At 40.4% G+C, this 21,645-nt stretch carries 21 protein-coding genes and 2 pseudogenes; 16 read left to right on the top strand and 7 right to left on the bottom strand.

Going from position 1 to position 21,645, the window contains the following annotated elements; all coding sequences use genetic code 11:
- Positions 1-28: 28 nt before the first annotated feature.
- From pstB to H6G97_RS13100, 7 genes and pseudogenes are all read left to right on the top strand, one after another.
- A complete protein-coding gene (pstB, locus tag H6G97_RS13125; RefSeq protein ID WP_190941031.1) occupies positions 29-808 on the top strand; it encodes a phosphate ABC transporter ATP-binding protein PstB in 780 nt (259 codons plus the stop codon).
- 678 nt (positions 809-1,486) lie between these two features.
- Positions 1,487-2,266: a phosphate ABC transporter ATP-binding protein gene (locus tag H6G97_RS13120; RefSeq protein WP_190941030.1), complete on the top strand. Its 780-nt coding sequence runs from the start codon at positions 1,487-1,489 to the stop codon at positions 2,264-2,266.
- A 270-nt stretch (positions 2,267-2,536) separates the two neighbouring features.
- Positions 2,537-2,593, top strand: a pseudogene (locus H6G97_RS55925) (hypothetical protein); the annotation flags it as partial.
- A 75-nt stretch (positions 2,594-2,668) separates the two neighbouring features.
- Positions 2,669-3,577 carry an NYN domain-containing protein gene (locus H6G97_RS13115; protein ID WP_242054916.1) on the top strand — a complete coding sequence of 303 codons (909 nt, stop codon included), beginning with the start codon at positions 2,669-2,671 and terminating at the stop codon, positions 3,575-3,577.
- A 324-nt stretch (positions 3,578-3,901) separates the two neighbouring features.
- Positions 3,902-4,606, top strand: coding sequence for an SDR family oxidoreductase (locus H6G97_RS13110; RefSeq protein WP_190941029.1), 705 nt, complete (start codon positions 3,902-3,904; stop codon positions 4,604-4,606).
- A gap of 106 nt (positions 4,607-4,712) precedes the next feature.
- Complete coding sequence (gene hppD / locus H6G97_RS13105; protein WP_190941028.1) at positions 4,713-5,777, top strand: 4-hydroxyphenylpyruvate dioxygenase; 1,065 nt, start codon at positions 4,713-4,715, stop codon at positions 5,775-5,777.
- Positions 5,778-5,827: 50 nt separating this feature from the next.
- The gene (locus H6G97_RS13100) at positions 5,828-6,520 is read left to right on the top strand and encodes an HAD family hydrolase (RefSeq protein ID WP_190941027.1); all 693 of its coding nucleotides are present in this window, start codon (positions 5,828-5,830) and stop codon (positions 6,518-6,520) included.
- A 189-nt stretch (positions 6,521-6,709) separates the two neighbouring features.
- Here H6G97_RS13100 and xseB read toward each other — a convergent pair whose 3' ends face one another.
- Together xseB and xseA are read right to left on the bottom strand one after the other, a co-directional pair.
- On the bottom strand, positions 6,710-6,937 hold the full coding sequence (gene xseB / locus H6G97_RS13095) for an exodeoxyribonuclease VII small subunit (protein WP_190941026.1): 228 nt from the start codon (positions 6,935-6,937) through the stop codon (positions 6,710-6,712).
- A 49-nt stretch (positions 6,938-6,986) separates the two neighbouring features.
- Entirely contained in the window at positions 6,987-8,225 is a 1,239-nt protein-coding gene (gene xseA / locus H6G97_RS13090) for an exodeoxyribonuclease VII large subunit (RefSeq protein WP_190941025.1), read from the bottom strand.
- Between the two features lie 220 nt (positions 8,226-8,445).
- On the opposite strand from xseA, the gene H6G97_RS52405 reads away from it, so the two are divergent.
- The gene (locus tag H6G97_RS52405; protein WP_242054915.1) at positions 8,446-8,592 is read left to right on the top strand and encodes a hypothetical protein; all 147 of its coding nucleotides are present in this window, start codon (positions 8,446-8,448) and stop codon (positions 8,590-8,592) included.
- Positions 8,585-8,746, top strand: coding sequence for a PIN domain-containing protein (locus H6G97_RS13080; protein WP_190941024.1), 162 nt, complete (start codon positions 8,585-8,587; stop codon positions 8,744-8,746). The genes H6G97_RS52405 and H6G97_RS13080 overlap by 8 nt, the downstream gene beginning before the upstream one ends.
- Positions 8,747-9,252: 506 nt before the next feature.
- Here H6G97_RS13080 and H6G97_RS13075 read toward each other — a convergent pair.
- Positions 9,253-9,873 carry an ATP-binding protein gene (locus H6G97_RS13075; RefSeq protein WP_190941023.1) on the bottom strand — a complete coding sequence of 207 codons (621 nt, stop codon included), beginning with the start codon at positions 9,871-9,873 and terminating at the stop codon, positions 9,253-9,255.
- A 437-nt stretch (positions 9,874-10,310) separates the two neighbouring features.
- Here H6G97_RS13075 and H6G97_RS54750 point away from each other — a divergent pair, with 437 nt between their 5' ends.
- The 3 genes from H6G97_RS54750 (at position 10,311) to H6G97_RS13060 (ending at position 13,696) form a co-directional block, all read left to right on the top strand.
- Positions 10,311-10,439 (top strand): hypothetical protein, encoded by a 129-nt coding sequence (locus tag H6G97_RS54750; RefSeq protein WP_277883293.1) that lies wholly within the window; start codon positions 10,311-10,313, stop codon positions 10,437-10,439.
- Between the two features lie 255 nt (positions 10,440-10,694).
- Positions 10,695-11,771 (top strand): recombinase RecA, encoded by a 1,077-nt coding sequence (recA, locus tag H6G97_RS13065; RefSeq protein ID WP_190941021.1) that lies wholly within the window; start codon positions 10,695-10,697, stop codon positions 11,769-11,771.
- 305 nt (positions 11,772-12,076) lie between these two features.
- Positions 12,077-13,696 (top strand): tetratricopeptide repeat protein, encoded by a 1,620-nt coding sequence (locus H6G97_RS13060; RefSeq protein ID WP_190941020.1) that lies wholly within the window; start codon positions 12,077-12,079, stop codon positions 13,694-13,696.
- 154 nt (positions 13,697-13,850) lie between these two features.
- On the opposite strand, the gene H6G97_RS13055 is transcribed toward H6G97_RS13060, so the two are convergent.
- Positions 13,851-14,477 (bottom strand): CPP1-like family protein, encoded by a 627-nt coding sequence (locus H6G97_RS13055; RefSeq protein WP_190941019.1) that lies wholly within the window; start codon positions 14,475-14,477, stop codon positions 13,851-13,853.
- 627 nt (positions 14,478-15,104) lie between these two features.
- Between H6G97_RS13055 and H6G97_RS13050 the strand changes: the two genes are divergently transcribed.
- Positions 15,105-15,824 (top strand): response regulator transcription factor, encoded by a 720-nt coding sequence (locus H6G97_RS13050; RefSeq protein WP_190941018.1) that lies wholly within the window; start codon positions 15,105-15,107, stop codon positions 15,822-15,824.
- Between the two features lie 870 nt (positions 15,825-16,694).
- Here H6G97_RS13050 and H6G97_RS13045 read toward each other — a convergent pair.
- Positions 16,695-16,886: pseudogene (locus H6G97_RS13045) on the bottom strand (DUF2811 domain-containing protein); the annotation flags it as partial.
- A 485-nt stretch (positions 16,887-17,371) separates the two neighbouring features.
- Between H6G97_RS13045 and H6G97_RS13040 the strand changes: the two are divergent.
- Positions 17,372-18,631, top strand: coding sequence for an MDR family MFS transporter (locus tag H6G97_RS13040; RefSeq protein ID WP_190941016.1), 1,260 nt, complete (start codon positions 17,372-17,374; stop codon positions 18,629-18,631).
- A 35-nt stretch (positions 18,632-18,666) separates the two neighbouring features.
- Here the strand turns inward: H6G97_RS13040 and hisIE are convergent, their stop codons facing one another.
- Positions 18,667-19,317: a bifunctional phosphoribosyl-AMP cyclohydrolase/phosphoribosyl-ATP diphosphatase HisIE gene (gene hisIE, locus H6G97_RS13035; protein WP_190941015.1), complete on the bottom strand. Its 651-nt coding sequence runs from the start codon at positions 19,315-19,317 to the stop codon at positions 18,667-18,669.
- A 230-nt stretch (positions 19,318-19,547) separates the two neighbouring features.
- Between hisIE and hemL the strand changes: the two genes are divergently transcribed.
- Complete coding sequence (hemL, locus tag H6G97_RS13030; RefSeq protein ID WP_190941014.1) at positions 19,548-20,846, top strand: glutamate-1-semialdehyde 2,1-aminomutase; 1,299 nt, start codon at positions 19,548-19,550, stop codon at positions 20,844-20,846.
- Between the two features lie 196 nt (positions 20,847-21,042).
- Here hemL and H6G97_RS13025 read toward each other — a convergent pair whose 3' ends face one another.
- The gene (locus H6G97_RS13025) at positions 21,043-21,186 is read right to left on the bottom strand and encodes a metallothionein (RefSeq protein WP_479684967.1); all 144 of its coding nucleotides are present in this window, start codon (positions 21,184-21,186) and stop codon (positions 21,043-21,045) included.
- A gap of 297 nt (positions 21,187-21,483) precedes the next feature.
- Here H6G97_RS13025 and H6G97_RS13020 point away from each other — a divergent pair.
- Positions 21,484-21,645 (top strand): IS630 transposase-related protein (locus H6G97_RS13020; RefSeq protein ID WP_190938912.1); only part of this gene is annotated, 162 nt, incomplete at its 3' end.

The following is a 21,645-nucleotide window of genomic DNA, read 5'->3' as shown; positions in this document are numbered from 1 at the left end:
TTTGTTTTATTTCGCACCTTGGGAAAGCATGAGTAACCTAATTCCAGCTATCAAAGTTAAAAATATCAGTTTTTACTATGGCACGATAAAAGCGATTGAAAAGGTGTCAATAGATATTTATCAAAATCAAGTAACCGCAATTATTGGCCCTAGTGGTTGTGGTAAATCTACCTTCATCAAAATTCTTAATCGCATTAGCGAATTAGAAGGGCCCGTAAAAGTTGAAGGAAATGTAGAATTTTTTGGTCAAAATATTTATGCTCCTCGTGTCAACATTAATCGGTTACGCCGCCAAATTGGTATGGTGTTCCAAAAACCAAATCCTTTCCCGATAAGCATTTACGAAAATGTTGCCTACGGTATGAGAATAGCAGGTAGGTATTCAAAATTAGAATTAGATGAAATTGTCGAATCTGCACTTCAAAGCGCTGCTCTTTGGGATGAAGTCAAAGATAAACTAGATAAATCAGCTTTAGGGCTTTCTGGTGGTCAACAACAAAGATTATGTATTGCTCGTGCTTTAGCAGTCAAGCCAAAAGTTCTGTTAATGGATGAACCTTGCTCGGCTCTTGACCCCATCGCTACGATGAAAGTTGAAGAACTGCTACATAGTTTGCAGTCTGAGTTGACAATTGCGATCGTTACCCACAATATGCAGCAAGCTGCTCGCGTTTCTGATTTTACAGCTTTTTTTAGCACTGATGAAAGTCGAATTGGTCAAATGGTCGAATTTGGCGCTACAGAGCAAATTTTTAACAACCCACTAGACCCCCGCACCCGCGACTACGTTTCAGGGCGTTTCGGTTAAGCTATGTTTTAGGGTGACTTAATGATTTTGTCAAGGCATCTGGTGTCAGAGAATATTTGTAAAGTCTAGTTAAAAAAATTACTAATTCATCTTTATAGATAAGCTAATGAGCATTTAAGTTACATAAAAACAAGGCTAGAGCCACTTACTACAAGCTAATCAATCTAGAAAAATGACGATTAGCTTAAACTAGCTCCTCACTGCTTATGAGGGGTACAATACTGCTCGGGTTTTAGATTTTAAACTGGAATTTGATTTTGGGAAAAGGTTAAAGGTTTTTTCTTTCCCCTTTCCCATTCCCCTTTTTCCGTTAACCGACAAGTATTGATGAGTAGTATAAGTCAATACAGTTCAGTTAAGGCTAAAACTCCTTGCCAAAGTCAATTTTTTTAACGAACTGCATACTCTTAAGGAGAAGCAAACTACGCGTAGCGTCTCGTTATGAGTACGCAATGACTGTAAGTATTTTTGTCCAAATTCGGTATAAAAACTCTGTAAAAGATAAATTTTGGGACATAGCTTTAATACAAGTATTTATTAACAGTTTAGCTGCTGTGTGGCTACTGTATAACTACGTAATTTCCATGAACATCTACTTTTAGGGGTAACATAGTGAAACAGCGACCCTGATTTATAGTGTTTTACTTAGTCAAGTTTTGTTTCATACCTTTTGGGAATATGAGTAAACTAATTCCAGCCATAAGAGTCAAAAACTTCAGCTTCTATTACGACACTCAAAAGATAGTTGAAGACGTGTCAATGGATATTTACCAAAACCAAGTCACGGCAATTATTGGTTCTAGTGGTTGTGGCAAGTCTACTTTTATTAAATCGTTAAATCGCATGAGTGAATTAGAAGGAGATGTGAAGGTTGAGGGAAAAGTAGAATTTTTTGGACAGAGTATTTATGAGCGTCGTGTCAACATCAATCGTTTACGGCGTCAAGTTAGTATGGTTTTTCCCAAGCCAAATCTTTTTCCTATGAGCGTTTACGATAATGTTGCTTATGGGGTGAAACTAGTTGGTTGGCATCCGAAAGTAGAATTAGATGGGATTGTTGAATCTGCTATCAAAGCTGCCGAACTTTGGGATGAAGTAAAGAATAAGCTGCACAAATCAGCTTTAGAGCTTTCTGGTGGTCAACAACAAAAATTATGTATTGCCCGTGCTTTAGCAGTCAAACCTAACGTTCTATTGATGGATGAGCCTTGTTTAGGTCTTGATCCGGTGGGTAGTATGAAAATTGAGAGTTTGATCCATAACTTGCGCTCTGAGTTGACAATTGTAATTGTTACTCACAATATGCAGCAAGTTACTCGCCTATCTGACTTTACGGCTTTCTTTTGTAGTAATGAAAATCGTATTACTCAAATGGTGGAATTTGGTACTACAAATAAAATCTTTACCAACCCCGTGGATTCTCGCACCCGCGATTATGTTTTCGCCCGCGTCAGTTGAAATATTTCTAAAAATATAACTATTAGACCTCTGGTAAAAATGAATGTGGAGGCGTAGCAGTGCTACGCACTCTACAAGCGTTATAGTTAATTTCACCAGATGTCTATTTAAAAAAGTATTAGATAGTACAACTGGAAATGAGGAGTTAAATTTACTTTCTGCTTGCCTTGAGTTTTTCTTATGTTGGCCAATACGAACTGACATTTACAGTGTTTTTTTATACTATATATTTAAAGAGAAGTATCTGCTCCAGACCACCTGAATCATAAAATGAAATGTCCCCGGTGCGAATCTACTTCATATCGTAAAAATGGTCGTCGGAATGACAAGCAAAATTACCTCTGCAAAAATTGTGGTAAACAATTCCTGGAACCTATATTCCCTCCTCCGCTAGAAACTGACTTGCTTGCTAACAGCAACAGTCATACTAAAGTATCTACGGCTGAAGCGACGGAATTTTCTTTAGTGAATAACCTACTAGAAGAAAAAATCACAGAGAAAAGTCTTAGCTCGTTTAGTTTGGCATTAGCTGAAGAACTGCTACAAACTATATTATCGCCTGATTGGTTAGAATCTGCTGTGTTCAGCCAATTTATCCAAAAATTCCAACAAAAAGCGGAAATTAAACATCAACTAGAAACAGAAATTTCACTTCTGCTTTTGGATGCAGAAAACTTAAAGTTAGATATTAATTCAGAATTATTTTTAGCCAGTATCTGTAAATATCCCCTCCAATTTAAAATAGCATTTGCTAACTGGAGAAATCCAAGTACTGGTAAGCAAGATATTGAACTATATAATCGTGGTTATCAACTTGTTCATGTGCCGGAAGGTAAGAATAGTGCTGATGCAAAAATGAGCGCATTTGGTGCTTGTGTTTTACGCTATTATCCAACAGTTAAAGAAATATTGGTCTGTTCTAGCGATGGAATTTTAATTCACCTCTGTAACGAACTCCAAAACCAAGGATTAACTGTCTATTGGGTACGTAGACAAGACCAAAATTTGCATATAGAAAACAGAAATACTGGCAAATTAACTCATTATTCCTTAGCAATGGCAACAGAAGTTCCATCATTGGAAAAAGTGGTTGAGCAAATTCAAAATTTAATTAAAAATGAACAAGATTCAATCAATGCTCGATTACAGAGTTTATCGGCAATTACGAGTTTATTTCAAGAAAGATCCAATATCAATATTAAACGTAATACCAAACAACCAGAAAATGAGGAAATAATTACTATTATAGATAACTTATCTGCACAATCGATTCAAGAAGAAAAAGAGAATTATATGGAAGTTTCTAATTAAGAAATTTTAGAAAAAATACTATTAAAAATTATTCAAGATATACAACTAAAGTCTCCCCAAACTAAATTATCTGTGTCCAAGCTAGGTTCAGAGTTACAGAAAATAACCGGAGAATCTCCTAATTCAATTATTAAAAAATTAAAGTTAGGTTCCAATTTTACCAAATATTTAGAATCATCTCCCACATTTACATTAAAAATGAGTGGCAAGGAATATGAGGTAATGACGTTACTCTCCGAATAGATACTTTCTGGATGTTTACGTACAACCTGAGCCTGTAATTCAGTATTATGTAAAAAGATGTAAATAAATGTAAATAATACAATGCAGGATAAAGTTGTTGTTATTGTCGGTGCTACTGGTGGTATTGGTTCAGCTTTAACACACAAACTTGCACCTACCGGAGTCCGGTTGGTACTGGCTGCCAGAGATGCGGTTCGTTTAACAACGCTGGCAAATAATTTACCAGGGGAAGTTTTGAGCGTTCCCACCGATATTACTGACCCCCAACAGGTAGATAGTTTAATTAAAAAGACCATCGCTGAGTTTGGTCAAATCGATATTTTAGTGAATGCAGCTGGTGCTGGTATACTCAAGCCCTACAACAGCCTAGAACCTGCTGATTTAGATAAGATGCTAGATGTCAACTTAAAAGGTAGCTTTTACACCACTCAGGCGGCGGCTGAAGAGATGCAAAAGCGCAAGTCTGGTCACATTTGTAATGTGGTTGGAATTTTGGGTAAGCATTCAATGGGGATGGCAGCAGCTTATTCTGCTTCTAAGTTTGGTGTTGTTGGTTTTAGCAAGTGTATGGCAGAGGAACTCAAGCGTTTTGGTATCAAGTTCACGTTATTCTACTTTGGTGGGGTAGATTCTCCTTTCTGGGATAACGTCAACCTAAAAGTAGACCGAAAAAAAATGCTCAGTCCTGAAACTGCTGCCAATGCGATTTTCTTTGCCCTTTCTGCCGAACCCCAAGCTGTGCCAATGGAAATTAATATTCAACCTGATAGTCATTTGTTCTTTTAGAGTGCGAGTACGACTACATAATTCTTGCTTAGGAAAGACGTGAAAATCTAGCAAAAAAGGCAAAATTTACAGATATATAAACTTTTATGCTGGATTTTCAATATCTATGAAAATTGATCACGTTCATTTCTATGTAGAAGATGCCAAAGTATGGCGGGATTGGTTTGTACACCATCTTGCTTTTCAAACAGTAGGCGATCGCACCACTTCGTTTCATACTTGTACAGAAGTGGTGAAAAGTGGTGATGTCTGCTTTTTTCTGTCTTCACCACTGTTGCCTACAAGTCCAGTAGCTGAATTTCTGCGTCAATATCCACCCGGTGTGGCAGATGTCGCTTTTGCTGTGGAAGATGTCGAAGGCGCGATCGCCCTAGCGCAAATGCACGGTGCTAAAATACTACAACCCATCCAAGAACGCCATATTGGTACGGCATCCCTCAAGTGTGGCAAAATTGCCGCCTGGGGTGGGCTGACTCATACATTGATAGAAAGGTCATTAGTCATTTGTCCGTCGTCATTTGTAACCAACACAAATGACAACACTTTTACCGCCATAGATCACGTAGTGCTGAACGTGGCAGTTGGTGAATTGGCTCGTGCTGTGACTTGGTATGAAAAAATCCTAGATTTTCAACCCCAGCAAGCATTTAAAATTAAAACCAATCGCTCTGCTTTACATAGCCAAGTGATGATTTCGCGCAACGGTAGCGTTCAATTACCAATTAATGAACCGGCTTCTAAGAATTCTCAAATTCAGGAGTTTCTCGATGTAAATCGCGGGCCAGGAATTCAACATATTGCTTTGCGGACGACTAATCTTGTAAGTGCGATCGCTAAATTTCGTGCCAGTAATTTATCCTTACTCTCAGTTCCCCAAACCTATTACACGCAACTAAAACAGCGTCCGGGATTGCCTCTATCACCCTTAGAACTGGAAGCGATCGCTCAACAAGAAATTCTGGTGGACTGGCAAGAATATACTCCCGTAGGGACACAACAAACCGCGCCCCTACTACTGCAAATTTTCACCCAGCCCATTTTTGAACAGCCAACATTTTTCTTTGAGTTTATTGAACGCCGTTTTCAAGCTCAAGGTTTTGGCGAAGGTAACTTTCGCGCCTTATTTGAAGCCATTGAAAGCGAACAAATTAAACGCGGTACGCTGCAATAAAATACTGATACTATTGAGATAAACTTAATAAAAATTAACATTTTCCGCCGATGCTAAGACTTATTACTGACTTCGACGGCCCAATTATTGATGTTTCTGAACGGTACTACCGTGTTTATCAATTCTGCTTAGAAAAAACTCGTCGCCCAGATCAAGTAGTGCAAGAACTTCCGAAAGCAGAATTTTGGCAATTAAAGCGATCGCGTGTTCCTGAAAAACAAATTGCCTTAAATTCAGGGTTAGATGAAGCTCAAGCCCAAGAATTTGCCCAGTTGCGACGGCAAACTGTACATACAGAACATTATTTCAACTATGACACTCTCGCGCCTGGTGCTGTGGATGCACTATTAAAAATTCAACAAGCTGGAATTGATTTAGCAGTTATGACCATGCGCCGAGTTCGGGAACTAGATTATGCCTTCAAAAAACATGATTTAGGGAGATTTTTCCCTGAAAATCGTTGTTATTGCCTGAGTAACGACTACGTTAAAACTCGTGATATTGAAGATAAGCCCTTGTTAATGGCTAGGGCGTTAAAAGAACTGCCCCCCGTGACTGATACCTGGATGGTGGGAGATACGGAAGCCGACATCACCGCAGCTAAAAATTATGGTATTAAAGTGATGGCTGTGGAATGTGGAATTCGCGATCGCACCCAATTGGAGCTTTACCAACCCGACTTAATCATTAAGGATTTTAGCGCGGCTGTAAATTTAGTCTTAGAACCTAAACAACCTGTCTAGAAAAGCTCTCTAGGCTGCAACAGCGTAACTTAATTGAATTATAAAAACGAAACACTTCTGTCTTAATCCCCTTTTAGCTTGTGGGACTAGAGTGTAAATATAAGTCTTCTAAAGTTGCAGACTTCTGATCTCCCCTCAAAAAGCAGGGCTGTTTTTTATTCAGACATCATGAACTAGAGAGCCTGGTTTTTACTCTTCGTTTAACGTTTCAATTAGCAAATCCACCTGTTGCTGTCGCTGCTGCAAAAAACTTTCGCACTGACGCAAATACTCCACAGCAGTTGCAAATTGGTCAAACACAGCTTCCAATTCCAACTCACCCGCCTCAATGCGAGTAATAATCCCCTCTATCTCAGCAACCTTCGCCTCATAATTCCAACCTTCTTCAGAACTAGAAGCACCTTTACGTTTAACCATTAACCTCTCTGTGTCCTCTGCGTCTGGAGCGGTAGCCTGCGGCAAGCCGCTACGCGTCTACGTTTACTTCCATAACCTTCACTTTAACCCCACCCTGCCCCAACTGAATCACTAACTCTTGTCCCACAGCCAACTCCGCCGCAGAACGAGCGATCGCCCCATCTTCTCGCCTCACCACCGCATAACCACGCCGTAACACAGCTTTCGGGTCAAGACTAGCTAACTTTTGCCGTAACAATTCTAGATGCTGCGTTGCTTGCTGCGATCGCCCCGTCGTAATTTGCACCAAATGCTGACGCTTCCAAGCTAGCTTTTCCACCTCCTGCTGCACTTGCCGATCTAAGCGCAAACGTCGCAAACGATTCCGTAATACTTGCAGTTTATTCTCAGCATTTTCCCTAAAGTCATGCACCGCCTCATGTAAAGCCACAACTCGCTGCCGATGTTCAGTATACAACTCTGAAAGTGCTGGCACAACTCTTTCTGCCGCCGCAGTCGGTGTATGCACACAAGCATCTGCAACTAAATCTGCTAAAGATTCATCTCGTTGATGCCCGATACCAGTAATTACAGGAATGGAACAAGTAGCCAGCGATCGCACCACTCGTTCATCATTAAAGCAAGCCAACTCCTCAACTGCGCCACCACCCCGCGATAAAATTAGCACTTCGGCGCGTCCATCTCTTTCCACCCGCTCAATTGCCTTAACGATAGATTCCGGCGCTTGCTCACCTTGTACTGTAGCCGGAGAAAACAAAACGTGTAAACCTGGATACCTTTGCTTGAAAGTTTTTTGAATATCACCCCAAGCCGCCGCCGTTGGTGAAGTGACGACAGCGATCATTTGGGGGTGAGTTGGGAGTGATCGCTTTCTTTGGGCATCGAACAACCCTTCAGCCAACAAGCGATTTTTTAGTTGTTGATAGCGTAACGCCTGTAAACCAACACCAGCAGGTAGAGTCTGCCAAACTGATAACTGATACTCTCCCCGTTGCGGATACACGCGAATGCTGCCCAAAATGATTATCTGTTCACCAGGAACGGGCATTTGGGCGAGTTTTGGCAATTGGCTATTCCATACTACACACTTAATTCCGGCGCTGCGATCGGTATCTTGCAGCGTAAAAAATAAACCACTGCGATGGTGGTTAGCACTGGAAACTTCGCCAGTTACCCAAACTTGGCGTAATTGTTCATCTTGCTCTAACAGCAAGCGGATATAGTCAGTTAATCCAGATACTGAAAGTGCTGTATCAACAATAAGAGTGTCGGGAAGGTCGAAAGTCATCAAATGTGAAAGCAAAAACCTAATCAAATTTTAGCAAATAACGTTAATTTATAGCTATTGTGTTGAATTATCAAACTGGAAATATCCAAAAATTCCATTAGACTTAAATTAATCAGTAAATAGAGTTTAAAACCATCATGGAAAAGATAGAACTTGAACTAGATAGGCTCACCTTTGAGCGAGCAAAAACTTTGGCAATAGTCAATCAACTCTAACAGAATTGATTACTCATGTAATTGAACGGTTAGCAGAAATTCAGGAGAAAAAAGATCCATTAATGGGATTATATGCGGATGTCCCAGAAATTGTTGATGAAATTGTTGCTGAGGCGATGGAAAAAAGAGGATACACTGGTTCAGATGAATAAAGCAGAAAAATCCCTACTTGATACGGATATTCTTTCAGAAATTATTAAACGAGCAAATCCTCGTATTATTTTCAAAGCCAATAGTTACTTAAACCAATTTGATAAATATACAATTTCTGTAATTACAGTTATGGAAATTGTAGAAGGTTGGTAAAAACGTAACTCAACGCTTGACGTATGAAAATCAAGATATTTGTTTACCTATACTCCTAATTTTGTTTAGTTCTCTCTTTAAGACTTTGAATATCAACCTGTATATAAGAGCATACTGGGCAAATTAGTCCGCTCTCTTTGGGGCTTGCTGGATGAACACCATTCAAGAAGTTCTGTTCCTCATAAGTATGATATAAGCAACACTCTTGGTGAAACGCTTGTTTTATTGATGATGTAAATCGCCAAGTTACATGCGTTGCTTTATCTCTATAGTTATGGGTTAACAATCTAGTTAATAAGCATGTATCAGAACGACCTATATAAATGGGATAAAAACGACTAAGACCTATGTTTCCTAGTACATAGACACCAATCTTATCCTTTGGAATTAGACTGCGTAGTATGTCTGGAACTAGTTGATATGCTCTTTCCATTACTGCTCATCGGCAAGTTTCTTAATATACTTCCTCAATTGAACGCCCCAATAACTTCTAAGCTCGGTCATCACTATGCACGCGATATCCATTCTTCCAGTTCATCCAATAAAATCTTAGAATTTATGGGCTTTCCATTAGGATCAGTTTCTAGCCGATCACATTTATCCCAGACAATAATGGTTCCAGAGTCTTGATTTATAAGAGGATTTATTTTTAGAGTTTGTTTTGTAATTACAGGATATGGTATTTCTAATTGCTCTTTTTTAGCAATTTCATCTATATCAATGTATGTTGATAGAAAATCACTTGTAGATTTACTACGCGAGAAAACAGTAATTTTTTTACACTGAGATATAGCTGCGAGGGTTGCTCCTACTCCAAAGCGACCAATACCTTCCCTATCGTTATATCTTGTAGAATAACCTAGCTGAAGACAACTATGAAGCACATCAGCGTTCATACCATAACCATTATCGACAATGGCTACTTGCTGGATAACAGGTAACTTTTTTTTAGAATTAGGGTTATCTTTTTCTATCGTTTTTGTAATGATGTGTATCTTGGTTGCCTCTGCTTGAATAGCGTTATCAATCGGTTCACCAACAGCAGTTGAGAAATCAAAACCCGAATCTCTCAAAGAGTTATATGCTGTAGCTAGCTCTAGCAGAGGTTTTCCCGATGTTGTGGGCATAATTTTGTCTCTAATAAATAAATGGAAATTTATCACTGTATCACGCTAATCTGGGTGGATAGGCTGACAAGTTACCAGTAAGTAGGTTGCACCTATACACAGAGGCAGATTAATAATTTCAGTATATCTCCTAGCAAAAGTCCTATTTTACACTAAATCCTTCACTGATCATTGAGTGAGGGTAAGACTTAGCATTTACGCTAGGTAAACATAAGATAAACACACCTACGCTAAAGGCTGAAGAAAATAGCGCCAGGCTCAGATATTAGAACGCCAGCCCAGTCGTTCGGTTTATACGTTCAAACCCGTAATCAACTCCAAATCGCCTTGCTCCTTAAGCAGACCGATGTAAAAGTCAAAGTTGCTAGAATCAAATATGTCACGGGTACAAGTAACCCAAAGCTTTGAAATTCCTGCACTACCTACACTGGAAACCATTGGAAACCATCTACATCTCCCCTTTACCCAATGAAGCTGCCGTCGTTGATGATATACTGATTGGCATTGGCGATCGCGCTCCTAAATTGAGCAACCTCCGCAAATGCTCACGAGTACGGTTCTACTGACGAGTGTTATTTAGATTTTTGTTGAAAACCCCTTGCTTACCTAGCCAAAAAAAGCTATCTCTGAATGCAAGTTGGTATCATCGTGCAAAACTACCCTAATCTGGTAGGGATCGAGTTACGATCTTGTCACACCCCTTTTTTGATTTGAGAAGTCCTATTCCAGAATTTTCTGGTTAAAATAGTATATCTGTTCTACTCAAACTCCCAGAGCAACACTCCTTAAAACCATATATTTTAGAGGCATTAGAGGCAGGAATGGCTATCAACACCGATACTTCAGGTAAGCAAAAAGCACTGACTATGGTGCTCAACCAGATTGAGCGCAGCTTTGGTAAAGGAGCAATCATGCGCCTGGGTGATGCTACCCGGATGCGGGTGGAGACAATTTCCAGTGGAGCGCTCACCCTGGATTTAGCATTGGGTGGTGGTTTACCCAAGGGGCGGGTAATTGAAATTTATGGGCCGGAAAGTTCCGGGAAGACTACAGTAGCGCTACATGCGCTCGCAGAAGTGCAAAGAAATGGCGGTATTGCTGCCTTTGTTGATGCTGAACACGCACTAGACCCTACTTATGCTGCGGCATTGGGTGTAGATATTGACAATTTGCTGATTTCTCAACCAGACACTGGCGAATCAGCTTTGGAAATTGTCGATCAGCTGGTTCGCTCTGCTGCGGTAGATATTGTAGTCATTGACTCAGTAGCAGCACTGGTTCCCCGCGCTGAAATTGAAGGCGACATGGGTGATATTCACGTTGGTTTGCAGGCGCGGTTGATGAGCCAAGCCCTACGTAAGATTACGGGCAATATTGGTAAATCTGGTTGTACAGTAATTTTCATCAACCAGTTGCGGCAAAAAATCGGTGTTACCTACGGTAGCCCAGAAACCACAACTGGAGGTAATGCATTGAAGTTTTACGCTTCGGTGCGCTTGGATATTCGCCGGATTCAAACCTTGAAAAAAGGTACAGATGAATTTGGTAATCGCGTCAAAGTTAAAGTTGCTAAAAATAAAGTAGCTCCGCCTTTTAGAATTGCGGAATTTGACATTATTTTTGGCAAAGGAATTTCTACCTTGGGTTGTATTGTAGACTTGGCAGAAGAAACTGGTGTACTTGTCCGCAAAGGAGCTTGGTACAGCTACAATGGCGATAATATCTCCCAAGGACGAGACAACGCCATTAAGTATTTAGAAGAAAAACCTGAGTTTGCTGAACAAATTAAACAACTGGTGCGTGAAAAGCTAGATAAAGGCGCTGTTGTTTCTGCTAACTCTGTAGCTAAAGCCAGTGAAGGAGATGAAGAAGAAGTCGATTTAGAGCCAGAAGAATAAGGAATATAGATTTATTAATCTAGAAATTCTAATAGATGGTGCGTTACGAGGAGAGCTAACGCACCTTATTTTTTTAATCGAGATTAGGATATAGTTAATAAATTTTCACACTCACTTACTTAACTCGACTTTAAAAAGCAGAGATATCTTATGCTCTGTCAAAAATTATAATATATTAATTTAAATTAATAATTGTTGCAAAAAAGTAAATAATTTTTGGGAATATCGCCCAAGCTAATTAAAAGGTTTACGCCGAATAGATATTTTAATAGAATAATCTCATCAAAAGATTCGCAGAAATATAAATGGACTGGATTACGCTACTGCGATCGCTACAGTCTGATTTTATTAAAAGGTTAACATCTGGTTGTCTGCTTCATTGTGAAACAGAAGGTCAATATAGTGAATTAACTATAATCTCTGGAGAAAGGTTAAAGGCACTACGGGAATTTTGCTGGCAGATGGCTGAGAAGTATAAGCGTGTTTTACCAGTCCGTGATGTTTTTATTAGCTATCTCAAAGGAAAGTTGGGTGAGGAAGTTGTCAAAGAACGTTTAGCTGATTTTATTACCGAAGTCGATTATGAAAAGCGATTCGGCGGCGATGGCAATATAGATTTTACCTTGACTTCTGACCCATCTATTGGTATAGAAGTAAAATCTCGTCATGGTCGGATTGACAGAGTGAGATGGTCAATTAGTTCTGAAGAAGTTGAAAAAAATGCAGTTGTAGTTTGCATTTTAATTCAAGAGGATGTGAGTGAAGCACAATCTGAATATCACCTTTTTTTGGCTGGCTTTCTCCCAACCCAGATGATTAAGTTGAAAACTGGTAAAATTTCCTTTGGGATAGAACAATTATTATATGGTGGTGGTTTATGGTGCTATCTAGAACAGTTACAATATTCCATAAATGATTCTTCTAGGCAACAATCACCAATTTACAACTATCTACCCAAACAGGAAATTTCATCTAAGTCAACTATTAATCAGGTGATAAAATCTTCTTTTCAACCTGAATCTAGTGATGAAGATTTAAATCTCCTTTATGTAAAAATGGGTGATAAATGTTTTGAGAAAGGAGAATATGCGAATGCAATTAACAACTATAATCAAGCATTAGAAGTTAATCATGGTGATGTTAATTTATATTATAAACGAGGTTTATCTCACTATCAGATAGGAGATTATGAGGCTGCGATCGCAGATTATTCTCAGGCAATCCAGATAAATCTTCAAGATGCCAAATTTTACAATAAAAGAGGTTTAGCTTTATATCAACTAGGGCGATTAGAAGAAGCAATTAATGATTATACTCAAGCTATTAGAATTAATCCTAATGTTGCCGTAGCCTATAAAAATCGGGCTGAAGCTCGTTCTCATATTGGAGATAATCAAGGAGCGATTGAGGATTATACCCAGGCTATTAAAATTAACCCCCATTATGCCGATGCTTATAAAAACCGTGGGATTGCTCGTTATTTATTAGGCTCTCAACCCGGGTTTCCCCAAGCAATCAAGATTAATCCTCAAGATGCCATAGCTTATAAAAAGCGTGGTAATGCTCGTTCTGATTTAGGAGATTTTGAGGGAGCAATTGAAGATTATACTCAAGCAATACAGATTAATCCTAATTATGCAGACGCTTATTATAACCGTGGTAATGCTCGTTCTGATTTAAGAGATTTTGAGGGAGCAATTGAAGATTATACTCAGGCAATCCAGATTAATTCCAATTATGGTGATGCTTATTACAATCGAGGCAATATTCGCTTAGAAATGGCAGATAAACAGGGAGCAATTGAAGATTTTCAAAAAGCAACAGACATCTATCGTCAAGAAGGTAAACTAGAAGCACTCAAAGATACAAGAGAAAGAATATTAGATTTAGAAATAGAAGAATCACTAGATATTTTAAACTTTTAGACAATTACCTAAGTGCCACATCTTAGCCTCATCATTGCAAGCCATAAATACACTAAGGGCGCACAGATATGCACCCTTATAGTGTGTTCCATCCAAATAAATAACACAGATCAACCATTTCTTGTCTTATAGAAGCTCCCTTACAGCTATCGATTTAGCGTAAAAAGCTACTAACCAACCACAAGAATATAAACGTCAGTACAGTAGAAAACTGATTTGATGACAGATTGAGCAATGGTATTTGTGATAGTAACCAGCCAGCAATTAGTCCCCCAGCAAGTAAGCCAATTATTAAACTGACCAGGGTGAACAAAACGGCTCGGCCAAATTTGCTTTCCTTGCGATTGAGAAAGTAAATGCTAGTGCCTACCCCAACCACTAATGCTAACTGCAAAACCTGATCGCCTCCCTCTGGATAAAACAAGCTAATAGAACTCAAACCAAGAAACCAAGCTCCTGGTAAGAGAATATCGGCAGGTGTTGGCTGATCCAGCATCCGTTGTAGCCATGCAGGTGACTGCTGGCGAGGGGCGGAACTTTCCTTAGGAGGCGATTGCACTCGCAACTCTGGAAACCGGATGCGCTCAGGGACTTTAATTTTACCTTCCTGGCGCATCCGTAAGCGATCCATTAAAATCGCATCGTAAGCTGCTTCAATTACTTCTAAATGCTTGGCATCGCCATTATGTTGCTCGAATAGCCGATTACGAGCATCTTGAATTTCATCGAAGGTAGCCTCTTCTGATACCCCAAGTTTTTCGTAGGGATTTTGATCGCTCATGGGAGTTTGTTAGTTCAGCCTCAGTCAGCGGCAGTCTTTTGTCGAAGAAAAAACAGCTTTAGGTTTTATTTTGATCGAAACTAAAGTCTCGACCTATTTTATGCCCTATCAGGATAGTAGCACGCGTTAGTTTGATCGACTTTGTAATTTCAACTATAGTCACTTTAACATATCGCTATAACTCCGTGTATACCCTCATGTCGTTACCTAATTCTGGCTTTAATCTAGAATTTGAACGGAGAGTACCTAAAAATGCATAGTTTTTATGAAAAAATCAACTTTAATGTTTCAAATTTGGCAACTTACTGTGCCTTAATAGATTTTTTTAATTATACTGAATAATCGCTTGTGGTATATATCCGCATATCGATTTAAAATTGAAACGTTTTAAGTTACCACCTAACTGGGGTCAAGCAGGTTTGCGGCGAAAGTCAGAGCGTCTATATCCTGTCACTAACAGAAGTTTAGCGTTCTCATTGTTCACAATCCTGATTAGAGTATTTATTTGTGAATGATCAGGATTCTTACACCGTAGCCATGTAGATTCTTAGTTAGTCCTAAAGTGGCAACTGCGTTTTTACGCAACCCTCTTGTTAATCTTACGAATTTTTGTGCAAAGAAATGGTCATGGCTCCTGCCAAGATTCTTGTAGTTGACGACGACCCTGCGGTTCGGAATTTAATCCAACGCTTTTTGATTAAGCAGAACTATCAGGTGGAGGCTGCTGAAGATGGAAAGACAGCCTTAACTCTATTTGAGCAATTTAACCCCGATTTGGTAATTCTAGATGTGAATTTACCCGATGTAACAGGGTTTAACCTCTGCCAAGAGATGCAAAGTCGTAATGGTGTTTTTGTTCTAATGTTGACTAGCCGTGCTGACGAAGCTGACAAAATTCGCGGCTTTGCTAAAGGTGCTGACGACTATCTCACCAAGCCTTTTGGGTTAGGAGAGCTAGAAGTTAGAGTCGGAGCTATTTTGAGGCGTCAGCGAGTGATAACTAATGCCGAGCAGAAACGCTTGGTATTTGAAAAACTTATGATTGATCCGGTGCGACGGGAGGTAGCACTTAATAACCAACCAGTACCCTTAACTGCTCTGGAATTTGACTTGTTACATTTTTTAGCCAGTCACCCAGGCCGAGTTTGGCGGCGTGCAGAACTAATTCAAGAGGTGTGGGATTATGAATATGTCGGCGACCAGCGGGTTGTAGATGTTCATATCGGTCAAATTCGCAAGAAGATTGAAATTGATGCTAGTCAGCCAGCATTAATTCAAACTGTACGTGGCGTAGGGTATAAGTTTGAATCTCCTGCTCACCCCCAGCAATTGGAAGCCAAATCCTGAGTTTATAGTCTAGAGTTTCTTAACTCTTGACTGTTAACTTCTGGGGGAGCAATTCATGAATTTCTTTGATCTTAGTAAAAGACAAATTTACACAATCAAAATAGGTAGATATTCCTCAAATACAGACCAAGCGTTATTTGAAAAAGCTTTCTTTTGTTCCCAGCCTCTGGCTGGGAATAACTATTGGGATCTACTGCCTCCTGAATTTGCGGCAAAGTTGCTTTTAATGCGTTTCGAGCTAGAGGCTAGAAACAAGAATTTTTTGTCGTGTTTTGGCTTAAATTGTCATCAAAGCCTTGCTACTATACGAATCTGTCTGTATAGAAAAGACAACCGCATATAACAAGTCCTAACGGTTAGCTAAGGCACTTCCAGTTAAAAAAATAATTGTAGGGGCGCAAGTCTTTGCGCCCCTACTGATCTTTATTTATCAGGACTTACGCAAAAATCACCAAAAACCTTAATTTATCGAACTGCCAAGACGCCTTATCTAGGAGATACTACGTCAACGCGTAGCGTTTCGTAGAGAAGAATTCGTAGACTGTGCGTAAGTCCTATTTATTATAATACTGCTCCTTGATGGGGCACGGTGTGCCATGCCTATATTAGGGCATTATTCAGAATAAGGCTCTTCATACCAGTATCGAATGGCACTAAGTTAAAAAATAGCCTTTGTCCTGGCTGCTTCCTAGCCTCCAGTGGCTTGCCCAGAGGCAGCAGCCCATTCGGAATACATTCCCAACCCGGAGGCTATTAATTAAGCAACACAAGACTTTGGGCTTATCTTAGTGCCATTCATCCCAGTATCTATGGGGTGTCTAGCAAATTAGCTGTTGCGGGTGAATCAGTCCTGGGGATTTCTACTGAGGAGTGGTGAAACAAAGTTTCCAGATAGACTCGGGCAGCACGGCGATCGCTATCCCCATTTTGGAGTAAAAACAATGATAGGGCCGCCGTCAACACTCTGTTTTCATCCCAATCGGGATGGGTTTCTAAGTAGTTTTTTAAGGACTCGTGGAGTGTTTCGGGAATTTCTGTAAAGATGCTAACCGTTGCTTTCATGAGATTTTCCTCCTATGAGGATAATCAAGAGGGACAAGTTGCTTGCGGTGAAGCGGCTTAAGTCTTCACGCGCTCTTTCGCCATCCCGACAATCTACGCTTGCATCTGGTGGTAATATATTTTACACATTTGATGCCAACGGTTGAACGGATTACAAAAGCAAGCCGAATCATTGTGCGCCAAGAGGGGGTGGGTTTGTCAATGCTGCGAAATGTTAAAAATGATTGTATAAAAAATAAATACGAACGAAAGAATAAGCCTTTAAGGTCATTTTCCGTTACTTTACTTTACAAAAACTCAGCCCTTAAAGTTTGTTAGCACTGTTAATTAACAATCCCCAGTCAGGCGGCAAGAAGCGCATTGGCTCGTTGAGTACCTGTGGAAAACTGCTAAAATCCCTGTGGAAACCCTGTGGAATGAGTGAGGAAAATTGTAGCCAATGATAAGAATTACAAAAATGTCACCAAATCACGACATTTAAATTGATGAAACTAGCTTCTCAATCTCAGCTATCATCGTGGTTGCCCTCGATACATCCCCAGGTCTGGATTTTCGCAATTGGTAGATTTCTCTCGGAAGTTGGTACTGGCTTTACCCTGTTTTATGCTCCCATCTTTTTTGTCAATCAACTTGGTTTATCTGCAACCAGTGTTGGGGTAGCCTTGGGTAGCGCCTCGATTTCCGGCATTGTCGGGCGGATTGTAGGTGGTTCTTTGGCTGATTCTGAACACTGGGGACGGCGCCGCACTTTGTTGCTAGCCACGGCGATTTCAGCAATTGGTTCTCTAGTTTTAGCTGCAACCAATAATTTTACAATTTTGGTAATTGGGAGTTTGATTAGCGGTTTAGGGATAGGGTTCTACTGGCCGGCGGCTGAAGCTGTGGTTGCCGACGCTAGCCAAATTGACAATCGCCGCGAAACTTTTGCGATCGCTCGATTAGCTGATAATCTTGGGTTAGCGATCGGAATTGTGCTAGCTGGGTTTTTGATTGCGATCATTGGGAATTATCGCTGGCTATTTGTGATTGATGCCATTTCTTTTATGGTGTTTTTTGGGGTTGTCTATCTGGGAATTAGTGAAACTGAACAACAGCAGATAGAGCAATCTGAAAAAATAGAACTTTTTGCTTCTTGGATGGCAGTATTAAGCGATCGCCGTTTCCTGGTCTACATAGCAGTTAATATATTCTTTACAATCTATATTTCTCAAATCCACAGCACCCTGCCGCTTTATTTCAAAAACTTTGTTTTTGTCGAAAGTACTACCGAAGGATTTGCTCAAACTACGATTAGCGGATTATTTGCTTGGCATCTGTTGTTCGCTATTATTTGTCAGTTACCTGTCACCAGCATCTTAAAAAGTTGCTCTCACACACTCGCGCTGACTGTTTCCGCCATTCTCTGGGCAATTGGTTTCGGCCTGATTTGGGTAAGCGGTACTGCCCCATCTCATCATCTGGTTTGGGCAATATTGGCATTAGCAGTATTGGCTGTGGCGATTGTCTCCTATAATCCATCTGCTGCTTCTTTAGTCACTGATTTAGCCCCTGAAAATCAACGTGGTGTTTATTTCTCCATCAACGCTTTGTGCTGGGCTGTTGGTTCTTTTATTGGTCATCCCTTGGGTGGATGGGCATTAGATCAACCACAAATTATTACCAATAGTTACTGGCTATACTTCATCTTAAGTGTGGCGATCGCTGTGGCAATTTTACAATACCTAAATCGAGTTTTAGCTAAGTAATATACTCCCCACGCAAAGATAACTTGTTTTTTGCTCTATTGACGACGCTCTTGCAACTTGCGATATACAGATTTTAAATCAACTTGATGGTAAGCTAAGGCAACCAAAGTATGATATAGCAAATCAGCCACTTCACCTGCGATCGCATCTGCTTCATCATCTTTAAAAGCCATCACCACCTCGGCGGTTTCCTCACCAATCTTTTTCAAAATTTTGTTATCGCCACCTGCGAATAGTTTACAAGTGTAAGAACTTTCAGTAGGATTATCGCGGCGATCGCATATTATTTGAAACAATTGCGACAATGTATCCCCTGGTGGTGGGGCAATTTTTCCTTCTACTTGGTGAAAGCAACTGCGTTCTCCAGTGTGGCAGGCAACATCTCCTAATTGCTCTACTCCGATAAGCAGCGCATCACTATCACAGTCATAACGGATACTCTGCACCTTTTGAAGATGTCCAGAAGTCGCCCCCTTGTGCCACAATTCTTGTCGAGAACGGCTCCAAAACCAAGTTTCTTCAGTTTCTAAAGTCTTTTGTAACGACTCCTGATTCATCCACGCCATCATCAGGACAGTACCATCCAAATAATCTTGGACAATTGCAGGCACCAGACCCCGTTCATCGTAGCGAATTTTTTCAACCGGGATGGTGTAATGCAGTGAGCGCGAATCGTTAAAAGACATACCAGCTAGTTTACTCTAATGAGAATAATTTATGGATTCACGATACCATTCAGAATAGGGCAGCTGGTATATTTTTTTTGAATTAAATATCTAAAGTCAAGTCTTCATTCGACTTGCATAACATAATGTTATTTTTTTGGTTCCGCTAATTTTATAGGATAGAAATTCTAAGCAGTGTTTGACCCTATCCTAAGATAGAGCTTTTTATTGCCCACTGTTAGGAGAGAACCTTGGTAAATACCACAATTAAAACAACAAAATCACAAGAAGTCTTTGCCGCTGCTCAAAACCTCATGCCCGGAGGAGTCAGTTCTCCAGTTCGCGCCTTTAAATCTGTAGGCGGACAACCTATAGTTTTTGATCGTGTTAAAGGCGCGTATATTTGGGATGTAGATGGCAATCAATACATAGACTATGTAGGCACTTGGGGCCCAGCTATTTGCGGTCATGCTCATCCAGAGGTAATTGCAGCCTTGCATGAAGCTTTAGAAAAAGGTACTAGTTTCGGCGCTCCCTCAGTTCTAGAAAATGTTTTGGCAGAAATGGTCATTGATGCCGTTCCTAGCATCGAAATGGTCAGATTTGTTAACTCTGGAACTGAAGCCTGTATGGGAGTTTTGCGGCTGATGCGGGCTTTCACCAATCGGGATAAAATCATCAAATTTGAAGGTTGCTACCACGGACACGCCGATACGTTCCTAGTGAAGGCGGGTTCTGGTGTTGCTACTCTTGGTTTGCCAGACTCACCGGGAGTTCCTAAAGCGGCAACTAGCACCACTCTAACTGCACCTTTCAATGACCTAGAAGCAGTCAAAGCTTTATTTGAAGAAAACCGCGACGAGATTGCCGGTGTCATTCTTGAGCCAGTTGTTGGTAATGCTGGATTTATTGCGCCTGATGCTGGATTTCTAGAAGGATTACGGGAACTAACTCACGAGTATGGAGCGTTATTGGTATTTGACGAAGTGATGACAGGCTTCCGCATTGCTTACGGTGGCGCTCAGGAAAAATTTGGCGTTACTCCCGATTTAACAACTTTGGGCAAGGTAATTGGTGGTGGTTTGCCAGTGGGAGCTTATGGTGGTCGTCGAGATATTATGTCAATGGTTGCGCCTGCCGGCCCCGTATATCAAGCTGGGACACTTTCAGGTAATCCTTTGGCGATGACTGCTGGCATTAAGACTTTAGAATTGCTGCAAAAGCCAGGTACTTACGAGTATCTTGAGCGAATTACTAAAAAGCTAGCTGATGGTTTGCTGCTAATTGCCAAAGAAACTGGTCATGCGGCTTGTGGTGGTCAAATCAGCGCGATGTTTGGCTTATTCTTTACCTCTGGCCCAGTTAATAACTACGAAGATGCGAAAAAGTCTGATACAGCTAAATTCGGACGCTTTCATCGGGGTATGTTAGAGCGTGGTGTTTACTTAGCACCTTCTCAATTTGAAGCTGGGTTTACGTCTTTTGCTCACACTGAAGAAGACATTGAGCAGACTTTAGCTGTTGCACGGGATGTAATGTCTATTCTGTAATACGAACCTAGCCAAAGTAGGGGAGCCAATGCGTTGACTAGAGAACTGTGAGCCGAGGCTTCCTCTGCTCAAAACTTCTCTTCCCCTCTCTAGCAGAGGTTTAGCTTGTTTCTTTGTTATAGCAACTGGCGTTGTGTTAGCTGAAAGTACGCATCTTGAATGGTGCGTTACGCTTTCAGCTAACGCACTCTACATATCAACAGCCACAGCCTCCGTGACTACAGCCTTTAATAGTTTTATGACCTTCTGCACAGCCTTGAGAGCAATAGTGTTTGCCGTCTTCTTTAATAGCATCCTCAAGTGAAACGATACACAGGCAGGTCGGACAGGCGCATTTCATTTGGGTTACGGTTGTCATAACTTTCTCCATTTCCTGTTGAGATTACTTTAACAATACATGAATTGTTTCTGTCTGGTATGCGTCATATAAAGACTTATTATTTAGGCTGAGGCCAGAGCAAGGGCACGCAAAGAGATTTTAATGAAAAGTGATTAGCCGAACTTAATATCAATCTGCTCTAATTTGTAGGCGGGGTTGCTAATTTATAGCAAGCGCCAAGGCGGTTAGGACAAACAGCATAATTAGTGAGTAAAGTAAAACTAGATACAGATGAAGCGTTCAGCTCAAGGAAAGCTCATGCCAAAACCTTACAGTTACGACTTACGCCAGAAGGTAATTCAGGCAATAGAGTTAGACGGGATGAACAAAACGGAAGCAGCGCAAGTTTTTCAAATCAGTCGAAACACAATCAACCTATGGCTGCAACGAAAAGCCAGCACTGGAGATTATCAAGCATTA

Origin of the sequence: Nostoc flagelliforme FACHB-838 (assembly GCF_014698065.1) — a bacterium.
In the GTDB taxonomy this organism is placed as follows: Bacteria; Cyanobacteriota; Cyanobacteriia; order Cyanobacteriales; family Nostocaceae; genus Nostoc; species Nostoc flagelliforme_B.
Note: the sequence above shows the minus strand (reverse complement) of the source record. Positions and strands in the feature narration are given on the sequence as shown.